The organism is Sphaerotilus montanus (genome assembly GCF_013410775.1).
In the GTDB taxonomy this organism is placed as follows: Bacteria; Pseudomonadota; Gammaproteobacteria; order Burkholderiales; family Burkholderiaceae_C; genus Sphaerotilus; species Sphaerotilus montanus.
In genome coordinates this window covers 4,254,779-4,270,311 of record NZ_JACCFH010000001.1, presented here as the reverse complement: position 1 = coordinate 4,270,311, position 15,533 = coordinate 4,254,779, and the positions used below count along the sequence as shown (strand labels likewise).

17 protein-coding genes are annotated in these 15,533 nt (G+C 67.1%); 4 read left to right on the top strand and 13 right to left on the bottom strand.

The features are described 5' to 3' along the window. Positions 1-6: 6 nt before the first annotated feature. From BDD16_RS19435 to BDD16_RS19415, 5 genes are all read right to left on the bottom strand, one after another. A complete protein-coding gene (locus BDD16_RS19435) occupies positions 7-1,092 on the bottom strand; it encodes a tyrosine-type recombinase/integrase (RefSeq protein WP_179635460.1) in 1,086 nt (361 codons plus the stop codon). Between the two features lie 108 nt (positions 1,093-1,200). Next, positions 1,201-1,893, bottom strand: a complete 693-nt coding sequence (locus BDD16_RS19430) for a Crp/Fnr family transcriptional regulator (protein ID WP_179635459.1) — start codon at positions 1,891-1,893, stop codon at positions 1,201-1,203. A 25-nt stretch (positions 1,894-1,918) separates the two neighbouring features. Continuing rightward, the gene (locus tag BDD16_RS19425) at positions 1,919-3,061 is read right to left on the bottom strand and encodes an NAD(P)/FAD-dependent oxidoreductase (RefSeq protein WP_179635458.1); all 1,143 of its coding nucleotides are present in this window, start codon (positions 3,059-3,061) and stop codon (positions 1,919-1,921) included. Continuing rightward, positions 3,061-3,246, bottom strand: coding sequence for a rubredoxin (locus tag BDD16_RS19420; RefSeq protein WP_179635457.1), 186 nt, complete (start codon positions 3,244-3,246; stop codon positions 3,061-3,063). Before BDD16_RS19420 ends, BDD16_RS19425 begins: the two co-directional genes overlap by 1 nt. A gap of 58 nt (positions 3,247-3,304) precedes the next feature. After that, positions 3,305-3,802, bottom strand: coding sequence for a rubrerythrin family protein (locus BDD16_RS19415; RefSeq protein WP_179635456.1), 498 nt, complete (start codon positions 3,800-3,802; stop codon positions 3,305-3,307). 161 nt (positions 3,803-3,963) lie between these two features. Here BDD16_RS19415 and nadC point away from each other — a divergent pair, with 161 nt between their 5' ends. Continuing rightward, complete coding sequence (gene nadC / locus BDD16_RS19410; RefSeq protein WP_179635455.1) at positions 3,964-4,821, top strand: carboxylating nicotinate-nucleotide diphosphorylase; 858 nt, start codon at positions 3,964-3,966, stop codon at positions 4,819-4,821. 17 nt (positions 4,822-4,838) lie between these two features. Here the strand turns inward: nadC and BDD16_RS19405 are convergent, their stop codons facing one another. Then, positions 4,839-5,198 carry a DUF779 domain-containing protein gene (locus BDD16_RS19405; protein WP_179635454.1) on the bottom strand — a complete coding sequence of 120 codons (360 nt, stop codon included), beginning with the start codon at positions 5,196-5,198 and terminating at the stop codon, positions 4,839-4,841. Then, a complete protein-coding gene (exaC, locus tag BDD16_RS19400; protein ID WP_179635453.1) occupies positions 5,198-6,718 on the bottom strand; it encodes an acetaldehyde dehydrogenase ExaC in 1,521 nt (506 codons plus the stop codon). The genes BDD16_RS19405 and exaC overlap by 1 nt, the downstream gene beginning before the upstream one ends. Before the next feature lie 334 nt (positions 6,719-7,052). On the opposite strand from exaC, the gene BDD16_RS19395 reads away from it, so the two are divergent. After that, complete coding sequence (locus tag BDD16_RS19395) at positions 7,053-8,129, top strand: sigma-54-dependent Fis family transcriptional regulator (protein WP_179635452.1); 1,077 nt, start codon at positions 7,053-7,055, stop codon at positions 8,127-8,129. 23 nt (positions 8,130-8,152) lie between these two features. Here the strand turns inward: BDD16_RS19395 and ribA are convergent, their stop codons facing one another. The 4 genes from ribA to BDD16_RS19375 form a co-directional block, all read right to left on the bottom strand. Next, on the bottom strand, positions 8,153-8,746 hold the full coding sequence (gene ribA / locus BDD16_RS19390) for a GTP cyclohydrolase II (protein WP_179635451.1): 594 nt from the start codon (positions 8,744-8,746) through the stop codon (positions 8,153-8,155). Between the two features lie 61 nt (positions 8,747-8,807). Further along, positions 8,808-9,914 (bottom strand): 4-hydroxyphenylpyruvate dioxygenase, encoded by a 1,107-nt coding sequence (gene hppD, locus BDD16_RS19385; protein ID WP_179635450.1) that lies wholly within the window; start codon positions 9,912-9,914, stop codon positions 8,808-8,810. Positions 9,915-10,128: 214 nt separating this feature from the next. Beyond that, positions 10,129-11,370, bottom strand: a complete 1,242-nt coding sequence (locus tag BDD16_RS19380; RefSeq protein ID WP_179635449.1) for an acyl-CoA dehydrogenase family protein — start codon at positions 11,368-11,370, stop codon at positions 10,129-10,131. A 70-nt stretch (positions 11,371-11,440) separates the two neighbouring features. Next, a complete protein-coding gene (locus BDD16_RS19375) occupies positions 11,441-12,175 on the bottom strand; it encodes a glutathione S-transferase (protein ID WP_179635448.1) in 735 nt (244 codons plus the stop codon). A gap of 167 nt (positions 12,176-12,342) precedes the next feature. On the opposite strand from BDD16_RS19375, the gene BDD16_RS19370 reads away from it, so the two are divergent. Continuing rightward, complete coding sequence (locus BDD16_RS19370; protein ID WP_179635447.1) at positions 12,343-12,852, top strand: tellurite resistance TerB family protein; 510 nt, start codon at positions 12,343-12,345, stop codon at positions 12,850-12,852. A gap of 40 nt (positions 12,853-12,892) precedes the next feature. Here the strand turns inward: BDD16_RS19370 and BDD16_RS19365 are convergent, their stop codons facing one another. After that, positions 12,893-13,222: a hypothetical protein gene (locus tag BDD16_RS19365; RefSeq protein WP_179635446.1), complete on the bottom strand. Its 330-nt coding sequence runs from the start codon at positions 13,220-13,222 to the stop codon at positions 12,893-12,895. Positions 13,223-13,344: 122 nt separating this feature from the next. Between BDD16_RS19365 and BDD16_RS19360 the strand changes: the two genes are divergently transcribed. Beyond that, positions 13,345-14,643, top strand: coding sequence for a glycoside hydrolase family 125 protein (locus BDD16_RS19360; RefSeq protein WP_179636252.1), 1,299 nt, complete (start codon positions 13,345-13,347; stop codon positions 14,641-14,643). A gap of 32 nt (positions 14,644-14,675) precedes the next feature. Here BDD16_RS19360 and BDD16_RS19355 read toward each other — a convergent pair whose 3' ends face one another. Then, entirely contained in the window at positions 14,676-15,473 is a 798-nt protein-coding gene (locus tag BDD16_RS19355; protein ID WP_179635445.1) for a hypothetical protein, read from the bottom strand. Positions 15,474-15,533 lie beyond the last annotated feature (60 nt).

Here is a 15,533-nt window from a genome sequence, read left to right as displayed (position 1 = left end):
GGTTCTTCAGACGATGCGGGCAGCTGGTGCGGCCAGCACGTGCCGGTAGCGCTTCATCGGTCCGGTGTCGGCGTACCCCATCCAGCGCGCCACCTCTTCTTCCGCATGGCCGTTCAGCAGCTGGCGCACGGCGAAGGTGTGCCGCAGCCGGAACGGCGAGCCGCCTTCGACGCCTGCTTCCTCCATCACGGCCACGGCCGCCCGGTGGCAGGCCGGATGCGACCACGCCTTGCCGGTGGTCGTGGACGGAAACACCCACGGGGACTGCTGCATGCCGCCGCCCTGCCTGGCGCGCACCTCCAGCCAGAACCGCAACTCCCGCGCCGCCCAGGGAGCGATCGGCACCTGGTGGGCCGCGGAACTGCCATCGGCGGCCACGGAGAGCCGCCAGGGCACACCGGGCTCTGCGCCTCCGTGGATGGTCACGTCGTCCAGGGTCAGCACACGCACCTGTCCGGGGGCCAGACCGGCACCAAGCATCAGTGCCACCGCGACACGGTCCCGGACGGTTTTCCACTGCGCGCCCAGTCCGTCAGTGCCCTGGGACAGCGCCGTGCAATGCGCGATCAGAGCAGCCGCCTGGACCTCGGGGAGCACGTCCGGCACCGGTGTCAGTGCGGAGGCGTTGGCGTAGCGGTATGGCGCCTCCTGCATCAGCTGCAGTGGTGCCTCGACAGGCTCCAGGCCCTGCTCGTCGCGGCCATGGTTGAGTACGCGGTCGATCAGGTGAAGCAGGCGCCAGGCGTACCGCGGTGTCAGTTCCGCGTGCACGCGCCCGGTACGGCTCTGCCTTTGCGGACGGATGGCAGCGAACGCCAGAAACCGGACGAGATCCTCGCGGGTGACCGTGTCACGCGGATCGAGGCCAACACGGCGTGTGCCCGAGTCCTGGTCGAACGGCGCGCAGTAGGCGATGAAGGCCTGCCACATGTCGGCGTAGATCTGGGCGGACTCTTCGCGCAGCGCGCCCTGCTGGCGCGGCCCGCGGGCCGGGGACGACGACAGCCAAGTATCGAACTGGAGATTCAGCGCCTCGGCCAGTGCGTCTCCATCCGAACTCGAAAACAGGGAGAGGGTCTTCTCATCGAGCATGAAAAGATACTAACGAAAATATCTGTGATTCACAATCAAAATCGAGTTGCACCATTGCTTGGCCTTGCGGGGCTCCCCTTCCTTGCAACCGCTTAGCCGTTAGTATTTTTATTTACTTGGCTCAAAGGCGTAGGCCTGCAACGCCTCTACATCCGGAATCTGCAGTCCCCTGCTGCCGAGACAGACCAGTCCCCGCTCATGCAGGCGCTGCAGCGCCTGGTTCGCCCGCTGCCGGGAAACCCCGGCCAGCAGCGCCATCTCGGCCTGCGTCAGATCCAGGCGCGGACCCGGATCGAAGGCCAGATCCGGGTTGTACAGACTGGCCAGGCAGGCCGCGACCCGGGCATCGGGTGCCAGCAAGCGGTCATTGCGCAGCATGCCGATGAACAGGCCGAGCCGGGCATTCATCAGGTGCTGCAGACAGTGGTTGAACGGCAGGCTGCCCTGCCGCAGCGCCTCGAAGGTGGCCCGGGGAAGCTCGGCGATGTGGCAGTCGCGCAAGGCGATGACGTCGTACCGGAACGGCTCGCGCCGCAGCAGGGAGCCCTCGCCGAACCAGGCCCCGCGGGAGGCCCCGGTGAGCGTGGTGATGCGGCCATCGGCGGCGGTGACCGACATCTTGGCCAGGCCGTCGATCAGGCCGAACCAGTGCGAGGCGGAATCCCCGATGCTGACGATGCCCTGCCCTGCGCTGATGCGGCGTTCGGTCGTGGCGGCCATGACCTGGGCGCGTTCGGCAGGGCTCAGGGCGCGGCCCCAGGTGGATTGGTCGATGATGGAGGACAGTTCGGACGGCAGCATCCTGCCATCCTAGGCCCCATCGGCATCAGGCCACCAGCGACGCCATCAAGGCAGCCCGCTGGCTGCGCTGCGCGGCGGCCAGGACGAACCCGCGCAAGGTGCCCTCCGCATCCCGAAACTCCCAGCGCAGCTCCCCTGCGGCCTGCCAGGCACCGACCAGCCCCAACCGCGGTGGCACCACCAGCACGGGCCACGCCGGCGTCTTGATCGCCACCGGCATCACCGGGAACACCAGCGTCGCGGGCTGTCCGGCGAGGTTCGCCGCCAGCACCTTGGCCGCCGCCATGATCGGCATCACGAAGGGCAGGATGCGCCCCCCCGGGTATTGCGCGTTGTCACCCAGCGCCCACACCCCGGGCAGCGTGGTGCCGAGTCGCTCGTCCACGACGATGCCCCGCTCGCACACCGCGCCGGCCGCCTGTGCCAGACGCACATCGGCGCGCAGACCCACCGCGCTCAGCACGAGATCGGCCTCGATCGCCTGTCCGTCCGCCAGCGTGGCCAGCAGGCTGCCGCTGTCGGTCTGATCCAGCGAGACCACCGAGGTGCCGAAGCGCCAGACAACACCCGCCTCGGCCAGCGCCGTCTGCAGGCCGGCACCCGCTTCGGGCGGCAGCAAGCTGGCCAGCGGACGCGGCGCAGGGTCCACCACGCTGACCTGGTGGCCGCCAGTCACGAGATCGTTGGCGAACTCGCAGCCGATCAGACCCGCCCCGATCACCAGCACCCGCTTGGGCGCCTCGCCCAGTGCGGCGTGGAAGCCGGCGTAGTCTTCGAGATGGTTGACGCGGTACACCCGCTGCGCCGCGTTGCCGGCCATCGGCAGGACGATGGGCTGTGCACCGTTGGCCAGCACCAGATCGCGGTAGGCCAGCGTCTGTCCATCGGACAAGGACAGGGTGTGCGCGACAGCGTCGATGCCCGTCACCGTCGTTTCAGCCAGCAGCGTGACGCCGGAGGCGGTTGCCATCTGCTCCGCAGGCGTGGTGACGATCTGCGCCGGCGTGCGGGCCAGCGCGAGCGCATTGGACAACGTCGGCTTGGCGTAGAAATGACCGGGGCTGGCGGTGACCAGCACGATCGGCACCGCCGCGTCGAGCTTGCGCAGTTCGCGGGCGACCGTCCAGCCGGCCAGCCCGGAGCCGACGATGACGACCGGCGCCGCCATCAGATCTGCACCATCTCGAAGTCGGCCTTGCCGACGCCGCAGTCCGGGCAGCACCAGTCGTCCGGCACATCGGCCCAGAGGGTGCCCGGTGCAATGCCGTCTTCGGGGCGACCGGCGGCCTCGTCATAGACAAAACCGCAGACGACGCAGACGTAGGTGGTGTGGAGGGTTGCCGTGGTAGCCATGGTGCGAGGATTCCTTTGAATGTTGCTGTGGGGTGGATTCTGGAGGGGACAGATGAACTCAGCCCAACGCGCGGACCTTGTCGAGCTGGGCCTGGTAGTGCGCGGCATGGCGCTCCTCGACCCGGGCCAGCGCGGCGAAACGCTTCTGGGCCTTGGCGAGCGTGTCCTGCAGCGCCCGCTGGAACTGCTCGGCGTGTTCGCGGCTCTCGTTGATCTGCTCGTCGATCTCGGCGACGGCAGCGGCCTGCCCTTCCGCTTCGGCGGTGGCGCGGAAGCCGGGGTACATCTCGGTGTATTCGTAGGTCTCGCCGGCGATGGCGATTTCCAGTGCGCGGGCCGGCGTCATGTCCGCCTTCGGGTAGAGCAGGTCGAGGTGGCCGAAGGCATGCATGATTTCCTGGTCGGCGGTGGCCTCGAAGGTGCGCGCGGTGTCTTCGTCCCCCATGGCGCGGGCCAGCTTGGCGAAGTAGCGGTACTTGATGTGGGCCATCGATTCGCCGGCGAACGCGGCTTCGAGGTTGGCCATGGTCTTGATCTCGGGGCGGTGGGTGGTCATGTGCGGCTCCTGGCGGGTGGTCGATGGATGAATCGTAGACCCCGCAGGTGTGACAGACCAATTGTGTTTGTCAAATCGATTGATAGGTTCTATCTTATGAGGCATGCCGACTGCGGCGAAAATCAGCCCATGCCCGTTTGTCCTTGCCGGAACCTGTCCTGATGAACACCACCCCCCCGCCCGCCGACCTGAACCTGTGCGTGGAGCAAGCCCTGTCCGAGGACATCGGCCCCGGCGACGTCACCTCCGTGCTGCTGCCGCGCGGACAGATCGTGACCGCCCGTGTGACGACCCGCGAGGCGGCGGTGCTCTGCGGTCAGCCGTGGTTCGCGGCGGCGTTCCAGATGATTGATCCAACCGTGTCGGTGACCTGGGCGGTGCCGGAAGGCAGCCGCGTGCAGCCCGATGACCTGCTGTGCACGGTGACCGGCTGCGCGCGCGCGATCTTCACCGGCGAGCGCACGGCACTGAACTTCCTGCAGACGCTCAGCGGCACGGCCACCTCGGTGCGCCGCTATGTGGACGCCGTGGCCGGCACGGGCGCGCGCATCGTCGACACCCGCCAGACCCTGCCCGGCCTGCGCAGCGCACAGAAATATGCTGTGCTGGTCGGCGGCGGGCTCAACCACCGGCTGGGGCTGTACGACGGTTTCCTGATCGAGGACGTGCACAGCGCCGCCGCAGGCGGGCTGCGCGAGGCCATCCACTACGCGCGGGCGATGGGCCTGAGCGTGCCGATCATGGCGGAGATCCGCACCCGCGAAGAGACCCGCATCGCGCTGGACGAGGACATCGACCTGCTGCTGGTGGAGAGTCTGCCGCTGGAGCTGGTGAAGACGGTGGCACGCATGGTGCACGAGCACCGCGACTGCGGCGGGCGCACGCTGGTCGAGTATTCCGGCGGTGCATCGCTGGAGAACGTGCGCTCGCTGGCGGAGACGGGGGTGGACCGCGTCGCAGTGGGCTCGGTCACCAAGCACCTGCGCGCGGTGGACATCACGATGAAGATCGTGAAGTGATGTGAAACCGTTTCAGCTCACACGACCGGACAGGTCGGCGTGAGCGTCACGAAGTACCAGCCGGTGCCGTCTTCCAGCGAATACGAGCCGAGGTTGCCGGGCCGCAGATCGATGGTCAACTCCTGCCCCAGCAGGTAGCCGCACTGGCGCGTGTCGATGTAGAACGGCACGGCGCCCACCGTCCCGACACACTGGTCGGTCACGGTGAGCGACAGGTCGCCGGGATTCAGCGCCAGCGGGTTGCTGCCGTCACAGCAGCCCCCCGACTGGTACAGCAGCATCCCGGGATGCCGCCGATGCAGCGTGGCCAGGTGGGCCAGCGCAGCATCGGTGGCCGACACGCGGGTGGACACGGCAAGCGTCGTGTCCCCGGGCATCAGAAGAAGCCCAGCGCGTTCGGCGAGTAGCTGACGAGCAGGTTCTTCGTCTGCTGGTAGTGGTCCAGCATGGCCTTGTGGGTTTCGCGGCCGATGCCGGATTCCTTGTAGCCACCGAAGGCGGCGTGGGCCGGGTAGGCGTGGTAGCAGTTGGTCCACACGCGGCCGGCCTGGATGGCGCGGCCCATGCGGTAAGCGCGGCTGCCGTCACGGCTCCACACGCCGGCACCCAGACCGTAGACCGTGTCGTTGGCGATGGCCAGGGCTTCGGCTTCGTCCTTGAAGGTGGTCACGGCCAGCACCGGGCCGAAGATCTCTTCGCGGAAGACGCGCATGTTGTTGTTGCCCTTGAACAGCGTCGGCTGGATGTAGTAGCCGCCGGCCAGGTCACCACCGAGTTCGGCGCGGTCACCACCGATCAGCACTTCGGCACCTTCGGCCTTGCCCACTTCCAGGTAGGACAGGATCTTGTCCATCTGCATGGCGGAAGCTTGCGCGCCCATCATGGTGTCGGTGTCGAGCGGGCTGCCTTGCTTGATGGCCTTGACGCGCTCCAGCACGCGGGCAATGAAGGGCTCGTAGATCGATTCCTGGATCAGCGCGCGCGACGGGCAGGTGCAGACCTCGCCCTGGTTGAACGCGAACAGCACCATGCCTTCGATCGCCTTGTCGAAGAAGGCGTCGTCGGCCGCCATGATGTCTTCGAAGAAGATGTTGGGCGACTTGCCACCCAGCTCCAGCGTGGCCGGGATCAGGTTGGTCGCAGCGGCCTGGGCGATGACACGGCCGGTCGCGGTCGAGCCGGTGAAGGCGATCTTGTTGATGCGCTTGCTGGTGGCCAGCGGCATGCCGGCTTCGCGGCCATAACCGTTGACGATGTTCAGCACGCCCGGGGGCAGCAGGTCGGCGATCAGCTCGGCCAGCACCAGGATGCTGATCGGGGTCGACTCTGCCGGCTTCAGGACCACGCAGTTGCCAGCGCCGAGGGCCGGAGCCAGCTTCCACGCGGCCATCAGGATCGGGAAGTTCCAGGGAATGATCTGGCCGACGACGCCGAGCGGCTCGTGGAAGTGGTAGGCGATCGTTTCGCCGTCGATCTCGCTCAGGGCACCTTCCTGGGCGCGCACGCAGCCAGCGAAGTAGCGGAAGTGGTCGACCGTCAGCGGGATGTCGGCGTTCAGCGTCTCGCGGATCGGCTTGCCGTTGTCGACGGTTTCCGCATAGGCCAGCAGTTCCAGATTCTGTTCAAGACGGTCGGCGATCTTCAGCAGGATGTTGGCGCGCACGCTCGGGGGCGTGGCGGCCCAGCCGGCCTTGGCGGCGTGGGCAGCGTCCAGCGCCAGCTCGACGTCAGCTTCGGTGGAGCGGGCGGCCTGGGTGTAGACCTGGCCGCTGATCGGGGTGATCACGTCGAAGTACTGGCCAGCAACCGGGGCGACCCATTCGCCGCCAATGAAGTTGTCGTAGCGGGCCTTGTACTGGACCTTGGCTTCGGGGGTGTTGGGTTGGGCATAGATCATGGGATGTCTCCTGCGGTGTGACGGAAAAGGTTGCGAACACCCCTCTCTACGCGAAGGTCGTGCCAGCCAGCACGCCCTGAACACTCCAACGCATGTTTGCCCAGGAATGGCCCGATTCCTGCATGAACCCTGTTCAACCCATCGAACAAGCTGAACAGGTGGAGCACCTGACACAGCAGCAAATCAGGGTAAGCCGCAGGCAGCTTGAATATCGTCAAGCCAGAGCCGCGAATTGGTCGAATTTGAAATGGTCCATGCAGAGACGATTGGAACCCACCGACATAAGGGTAACTACTGAATGAGCAAGCTCACCAAACCGAATGCATCCCCGCAAATGACCCCTGCCCGCCTGCGGGAAGCACGGCGCGCGATGGTCGAAGGCGAGGCGGGCAGCGTGGATCTGGCGGCCTGTGACCCCGCGCTCATCCGCTCCTGGGCGCGCAGCCAGGCCGCCGGGCTGTCCCCCGTCGGCCGGGCGTCCGGCACCCCGCATGCCTCGGCCCTGCAACTGGCCCAGGCCCGCGAACAGCAGCATGAACTGATCGCCCACGCCCGGCCGGCGATGGAATTCGTCTACGAGCAGACCCGGGACACCGACAGCATCGTGCTGCTCTCCGACGCGCAGGGCCTGCTGCTGGACACGCTCGGCGACGCCAGCTTTGCCAACCGGGCGGAGCGGGTGGCCTTGCGCGCGGGGGCCAACTGGCACGAACAGTGGCGAGGCACCAATGCGATCGGCACCGCGCTGGCCGAGCAGCGTCCGGTGGTGATCCACGGCAGCGAGCACTATCTGGAGCGCAACGGCTTCCTGACCTGTGCCGCAGCACCCATCATCGATCCGGCCGGTGTGCTGCTGGGCGCGATCGACATCTCCAGCGACCACCGCCAGTTCCACCGCCACACGCTGGGCCTCGTCCGGTCGGCAGCCCGGATGATCGAGCACCGCCTGTTCGAGACGCGCCACCGCGACAGCCTGCGCCTGCGCATCCACAAGTACCGCGAAGGCATCGCCGGACTGACCGAAGGCCTGCTGGCCCTGTCCGAAGACGGCTGGCTGATCGGGGCGAACATGGCAGGCCTGCATCTGCTCGGGCTGGCACGGCAGGACATCGCAGGGCTGTGCATCGACGCGGTGTTCGACACCTCCGTGGAGGCGCTGCACGAACGCAGCCAGGTCGGCCATGGCTGGCCGTTCGAGCTGCGCCTGCCCGATGGATCGCTCCTGTGGGTGCAGGTGGAAGCCGGCCGGGGTGGCATCGATGTCACGCCGGAGCCAGCCGCACCGGACACCGCCACCGCACTGCCCGACGAGACAGAACGTGTGGTGGCCGAGTGCAAGGGCAACCTGTCCGAAGCGGCCCGGCGCCTGGGCATCAGCCGCACGACGCTCTACCGCCGCCTGCAACGCTAGCAGGCAGCGACTGCGTGGCCTCGTCAGCCGCGCAGGAAATGCCCGAGCTTGTCGCGCTTGGTGCCGAGGTAAGCGGCGTTTTCGGGATTGGCGTCGATCTCGTGCGGCTCGCGCTGCACGATGCGGATGCCCTGCGCCTCCAGCGCCAGCACCTTCAGCGGGTTGTTGCTCATCAGGCAGACCGAGCGCACGCCCAGGTCCTGCAGGATCTGCGCAGCCGCCTCGAAGCGGCGACTGTCGGCCGGATGGCCGAGTGCCAGATTGGCCTCCACGGTGTCCATGCCCTGGTCCTGCAGGTTGTAGGCGCGCAGTTTCTGCTCGATGCCGATGCCGCGCCCCTCATGGCCGCGCATGTAGATCACCATGCCGCGTCCCAGCGCGGCGATGCGCGCCAGGGCGAGTTGCAGTTGCGGGCCGCAGTCGCAGCGCAGCGAGCCGAAGATGTCGCCGGTCAGGCACTCGGAGTGCACGCGCACCAGCACCTCCTCGCCAGCCACGTCGCCGCAGTGCAGCGCCAGGTGCTCGATGCCGGTGCTGCGGTCGAAATACGCGGTGATCGTGAACTCGCCGTGCGGCGTGGGCAGGCGCGCGCTGGTGCCCTTGTCGATGTCAGTCATCCCGACATTGTCGCCGGATGCCCCGTTCCGTGCAGTCGCGCACGCGGCCACGCCGTCCTGGTCACACCTTCAGGGCACCGCGGCGCACCTGGTCCCGCTCCAGCGACTCGAACAGCGCCTTGAAGTTGCCCTCGCCAAAGCCGTCGTCGCCGCTGCGCTGGATGAACTCGAAGAACACCGGGCCGAGCAGCGTGCGCGAGAAGATCTGCAGCAGCAGCCGCGGTCGCTCGCCCGCCGTCGATCCGTCGAGCAGGATGCCGCGGGTCTGCAACTCGGCCACCGGCTGGCCGTGGCCAGGCAGGCGCTCGCCGAGCATCTCGTAGTACACGTCGTTGGGCGCGCTCATCAGCGGCACGCCGGCCAGCGCCAGCCGGTCCACCGTGTCGATCAGGTTGTCGGTGAGCAGCGCGACGTGCTGGATGCCCTCGCCGTTGAACTGCATCAGGAATTCCTCGATCTGCCCGGCGCCGCGCGAGGACTCCTCGTTCAGCGGGATGCGGATCTTGCCGTCCGGCGCGGTCATGGCCTTGGAGGTCAGGCCGGTGTACTCGCCCTGGATGTCGAAATAGCGCAGCTCGCGGAAGTTGAACAAGCGCTCATAGAAACCGGACCAGAACGCCATGCGGCCGCGGTAGACGTTGTGCGTCAGGTGGTCGATGAGGCGCAGGCCGTGGCCGACCGGGCGGCGGTCCACGCCATCGAGAAACTCGAAATCGATGTCATAGATCGACTTGCCATCCTCGAAGCGGTCGATCAGGTAGAGCGGCGCGCCGCCAATGCCCTTGATCGCCGGCAGGCGCAGCTCCATCGGGCCGGTCGGGATCTCGATCGGCTGCGCGCCCAGTTCCAGCGCACGGGCGTAGGCCTTGTGGGAATCCTTCACCCGGAACGCCAGCCCGCAGGCGGACGGCCCGTGCTCGGCCGCGAAATACCCGGCGGCGCTGCGCGGTTCGCGGTTGACGATGAAGTTGATCTCCCCCTGGCGGTACAGCACCACGTCCTTGGAGCGGTGGCGCGCAACGAGCGAGAAACCCATCTGCTCGAACAGCGGCTCCAGGACGTTGGGGGTGGGTGACGCGAACTCGACGAACTCGAAGCCCATCAGGCCCATCGGGTTGTCGAACAGGTCGGAGGAGGCCGAAGCGGCGGAGACAGCGGAAGCGGACATGAAAACTCCTTGGCGGCTGCACACGGGCAGCCGCGCCATGAATCAAATGCGGACAAACGGTTCGGGGGAAACGCGGTCAGCACCCCACCGGCGGCGCACACGGCACCCCCCGCACACTGCGTGCGAGGTGGTCGCCGTAAACGAGCTGGAAGCCGGTGGTCATGGAGGCAAGGAGTGGGGACGAGTGGGGCGAGTCGCTGAAACTTCGCGCAGTCTATGCCGACTTGGCCGCCCGCGCGACGGTTCTTTTGGCGATCTCGATCTTGGCGATGGCGTTGCGGTGCACCTCGTCCGGCCCGTCGACCAGCCGCACGGTGCGCTGGTGGGCGTACATCTCGGCCAGCCACGTGTCCTGGCTCACCCCCGCCGCACCATAGGCCTGGATCGCCCAGTCCACCACCTTGCACGACACGTTCGGCGCGACGACCTTGATCATCGCGATCTCCTGCTTCGCCCCCTTGTTGCCGACGGTGTCCATCATGTGCGCGGCGTTCATCGTCAGCATGCGCGCCTGGTCGATCATGCAGCGCGACTCGGCGATGCGCTCGTGCCAGATCGACTGCGCCGACAGCGGCTTGCCGAAGGCGATGCGGGTGGACAGCCGGTCGACCATCAGCTCCAGCGCCCGCTCGGCCGCACCGATGGAGCGCATGCAGTGGTGGATGCGGCCCGGGCCCAGCCGACCCTGCGCGATCTCGAAGCCACGGCCCTCGCCGAGCAGGATGTTCTCGACCGGCACGCGCACGTTCTCCAGCAGCACCTCCATGTGGCCGTGCGGGGCGTCGTCGTAGCCGAACACGTTCAGCGGGCGCAGCACCGTCACGCCCGCGGTGTCACGCGGCACCAGCACCATCGACTGCTGCTCGTGGCGCGCAGCCTCGAAATCGGTCTTGCCCATCACGATGAAGATGGCGCAGTTCGGGTGACCGGCGCCCGAGGAGAACCACTTGCGGCCGTTGATGACGTACTCGTCGCCCTCGCGGCGGATCGAGCACTCGATGTTCGTCGCGTCCGACGAGGCCACCGCCGGCTCGGTCATCAGGAAGGCGGAGCGGATCTTGCCGTCCAGCAGCGGCTCCAGCCACGCCTGCTTCTGCGCAGCGGTGCCGTAGCGCTCGATGGTCTCCATGTTGCCGGTGTCCGGCGCGGAGCAGTTGAACACCTCGCCGGACCAGATCACCCGGCCCATGAGTTCGCACAGCGGCGCGTAGTCGAGGTTGGAGACGCCGCCCTCGCCCTTGTACGGGTGCGGCAGGAACAGGTTCCACAGCCCGGCCGCGCGGGCGATCGGCTTGAGTTCCTCGATCAGCGGCACGACCTGCCACGGATTCCCCGCGGCGCGCAGTGCGTGCATCTCGGCTTCGTAGCGCGCTTCGTTCGGGGTGATGTGCTGGTCGAAAAACGCCTGGACGCGGTCGACGAGGTCTTGGCTCTTGGGGGAGAGGTCCCGGTTCATGCTCTGGCTCCTGCGGGTCTGCGGTGGGATGCTGGTGATTGAAGCACCGCCACCGCGCCCCCGAGGTCGCCTAGGTGACCAGATCCAGCTCCGGATAGCAGCGGAAGAGGCCCTGCTCGTTGAACGGGATGCGCCGCGGGCTCGCGAGATACGCCGCCACGCGCGGCACCTCGGCCACGCGGTCATGCAGGTCCACGATCAGCGGCGTGCGGGCCAGCGCGCTGGCCGCTGCCTTCGGGAAGGCGTAGCGCAGCCCCTCGATCAGCTGAAACAGCGACAGGTCCGCATAGCTCATCTTGCCGCCCACCAGAAAGCGCGTGCCCGCCGGATTGCGGGCGACGATCTGCTCGAACCACTGCAGGTACTTCGGCATGCGCGTGGTGCAGAACGCCTGTGCACGGCGCAATGCCTCGGGCTTCTGGTCCTCGTAGTACAGATCGATGCCGATCGGGTGGTGGGTGTCGTGTGCCTCGTTGACCATGTCGGCGATGGTGAGCTGGATCTGCTGGGTCCAGGTGCGCGACTGCTCGCTGCGCCCGACCAGCTTCCACTCCAGCGCCACGTAGTGCAGGATCACCGCGGTCTGCCCGATCACGACCGCGCCATCCTTGAGGAACGGCGGTGCAAACGGTGGCTGGACCGCCTTGGGATCCTTCAGTTGGCGCATCAGCGCGGGCACGCCCTGCCCCGCAGCTTCGTCGCCCCGCGCGACGTCGATGTACGGCGCACCCGCCGCCTCCAGCGCCAGTCGCACAAATTCGCCGCGACCCTGAATGGTCGGCCAGTAATGAAGTTCATATGCCATGGGCGGACTGTATCGAACGAAACGGTCCGCGCCGCTCTTGCATTACGGCGGCCACGCCCCAGATTCGAAAAGTCGTCCGGCCCGATGGGAACTTCGGACCAGCATCCCGGTCAGACGGCTTCGAATTGCACCCTTTCACCTCAACCCCCTTTGAAGGAGCTTCCCGCATGGGCCTGTTCGACATGTTCAAGACCGACACCGGCGACAAGATGACGCCGCACCTGGCGTTCACCACCTCGCTGATCTACATGATGTCCGCCGACGGCGAGATGGACAGCGAAGAAGTGGGCCACCTGCTGTCCGTGCTGGGCGGCCAGGACGACGGCAAGGGCACGATCGGCGTCGGCGCACAGAACCAGGCGCTGCTGGACGCGTCGATGAAGTACCGCCGCAAGAACTCGCTGGACACCTTCCTGGCCGAAGCCGCGCCGCTGCTCACCGATGCCCAGAAGATGTGCATCATGATCAACCTGATCGATTCGTCCCTGGCCGATGGCCAGCCGGAGCGCGAAGAGCAGGAAATGTTCGCCAAGTTCCTGAAAGCCTTCGGCATCACCGAAGCGCGCTTCCAGCCCTTCTTCGAAGTGATCATGCTCAAGGCGGACCGCACGGTGTTCACCAACCAGAACCACCCGAAGAACCAGCCCGGGCATCAGGTCAAGCTCTCGCTGAACTGATCTGGATCGTTCCGGGGCGCAGACCCCGGAACGCGCGCGCTCAGCGCGTGACGGAGGTGGCCGCAGCCGTGGTCACCTCGCTGTCGCCACGAACCAGCCAGCGCACGCTGGCCGGCGGCTGCACGATGAACTGGTTCGGGTCGATCGACGACAGTTGCGTCGATTGCTGCGCGCGACGCGCCACCAGCACCGCCGGGTGTTCACCATTGCTGTGAACCACCTTCCAGCGCGGGCTGGCCGGGTGACCCAGGATGAAGGTGTTGGGATCGATGCCGCTGAACGGCGCCGCCGGCTCGGCGTGGGCGGTCAGCGCGGCGGACGAAAACACGGTCGCCAGCGCGGCGAGAATACAGAGTCGGGTCTTGCGCATGGGAATCTCTGGCCTTGCCATATACGGGATAACCCTATGCTGCAGCGCAACACAACTGTCGTCAACCCTCGCGACCTCGCGCGGCGTGTGAACACCACAGAACGGAGCCTCTCGTGACCGCCATGACCATCGAGACCGGACGCCCACTCCTGCCCCAGCGCTGCTTCACCAGCGAGGCGGTCGAAGCCACGATCGACCGCGTGCGCACCCGCATGGCCGACGCCGAGTTGGGCCAGCTTTTTGCCAACGCGCTGCCGAACACGCTCGACACGACGGTTGATTTCACGGACGGCGCGCGCCCCGACACCTTCGTCATCACCGGCGACATCCCCGCGATGTGGCTGCGCGACTCGACCGCGCAGGTGTGGCCTTACCTCGCGCTGGCACCAACCGAGCCGCGGCTGCAGCGGATGCTGGCCGGGGTCGTGAACCGGCAGGTGGACTGCGTGCTGATCGACCCGTACGCGAACGCCTTCAACAAGGGCCAGGAAGGCAGCCAGTGGGCCGACGACCGCACGGCGATGCGCCCCGAGCTGCACGAGCGCAAGTGGGAGCTGGACTCGCTGTGCAGCGTGATCCGGCTCGGCCACGGTTACTGGCAGGCGTGTGGCGACACGTCACCGTTCGACGACCACTGGGCGCGGGCGATGGCGCTGGTGCTGCAGACGATGCGCGCGCAGCAGCGCCGCGACGGCCCCGGCCCCTACCGCTTCCAGCGCCTGGCGCTCAGCCCGACGGACACGCTGCCCTTCGACGGCGAGGGCTGGCCGGCGCGGCCGAACGGGCTGATCCGCTCCGGGTTCCGGCCGTCGGACGACGCCTGCCAGTACCCCTACCTGATTCCCGCCAACTTCATGGCCGTGACCGCGCTGCGCCAGCTCGATGCGCTGGCCACGGCGCTCGGGCGGGTGGCGCTGGCCGAGTCGGCGCGGGGGTTGGCGGATGAAGTGGCGGTGGCGCTGCCGACCGAAGGGGTGCTGCCCTATGAAACCGACGGCTACGGCAATGCGCTCTACATGGACGACGCGAACGTGCCGAGCCTGCTGTCGCTGCCCTACCTGGGCTGCCTGTCCGTGGACGACCCGCGCTACCGCGCCACCCGCGCCTTCGTGCTGAGCGAGGACAACCCGTTTTTCTTCCGCGGCCGGGCGGGCTGCGGGATCGGCGGGCCGCATTGCGGGCTGGGGATGATCTGGCCGATCGCGCTGACGATGCAGGCGATGACCAGCACGGACGACGCCGAGATCCTGCGGTGCCTGGCGATGCTCAAGGCGAGCCATGCCGGGACCGGGTTCATGCACGAGTCGTTTCACCAGGACGATGTACGCAGGTTCACGCGGCCTTGGTTTGCCTGGGCGAACTCGTTGTTCGGGGAGCTGGTGCTGAGGCTGGATGCGCAGCGGTCCCATTTGTTGCGCTGAAATGCAATTGATTCGAATCGGCGACACCAGCCTCACTGGCAGATGAACACACTGATGTACCACCGGGTTGGTTGCTGCGACTCTCGCAAGGCCATCTTGAGTCCGGTCTTGCCGATTCTTTCGGCCAGCAGCTTCGCTGCCTCCGTTTCGTCCGGCACGTTGTACCGGATCTCGTTGGACGTGATGCCATAGCCAGGCTGCTGGTTGACGCTGTCCGGCAGGAACCGCAGACGCCACCGCCCCGACTCGCCTGACTGCCTGAGCGCCAGAACGCTCCTGGCGACCGGCTCGGACGTGGCCTGTCTCGCAGCGCAATAGAACACGTCGACGTCCATGCTGCCCACTGCCGTGGACCGGACAGCCAGTTCGCCCGGTACCGGGGGCACCGGCGCCTTCTGGGCAACAACCTGTGCTTCCTCCCGGAAAAACGAGGAGCTTTCAGTGGCCGCTCGCTTGACCTCCGGTGTGCTCGCACTGACCGCCAGCACGCCCAGCAGCTTGTACCGGAAGGGATCGTCCGCCAGCGACTCGATGAGCACCCGAAGCGCCTCCTCGTCCTTGGGCGTCTTGTCCTTTCTCTCGAGAATATTGCGAACTTCCTTGTAAAGGTCGAAGGACAGCTTGCGTCCGGACTCGGTTTCCTTGAGTCGGGCCTCGGTCTCCTTCAGGCGACCCTCGGCGGCCTTCAGGTCGATGTCGAGTTTCTGGGTCTGCGTCTGAAGCCGCTTGAGTTCGGCATCCAGCGGCAAGGCGATCCATGCCGCGAACACCGCGATCCCGGCCGACACGATGGTGACGACTTTCGACAGGCTGTCCAGCGTGACGGGCATGGTGCAAACCTCCGCGGCATGGGGAAATACGTCCGGTCTCGGCTGAAGTTAGCCGGTGTC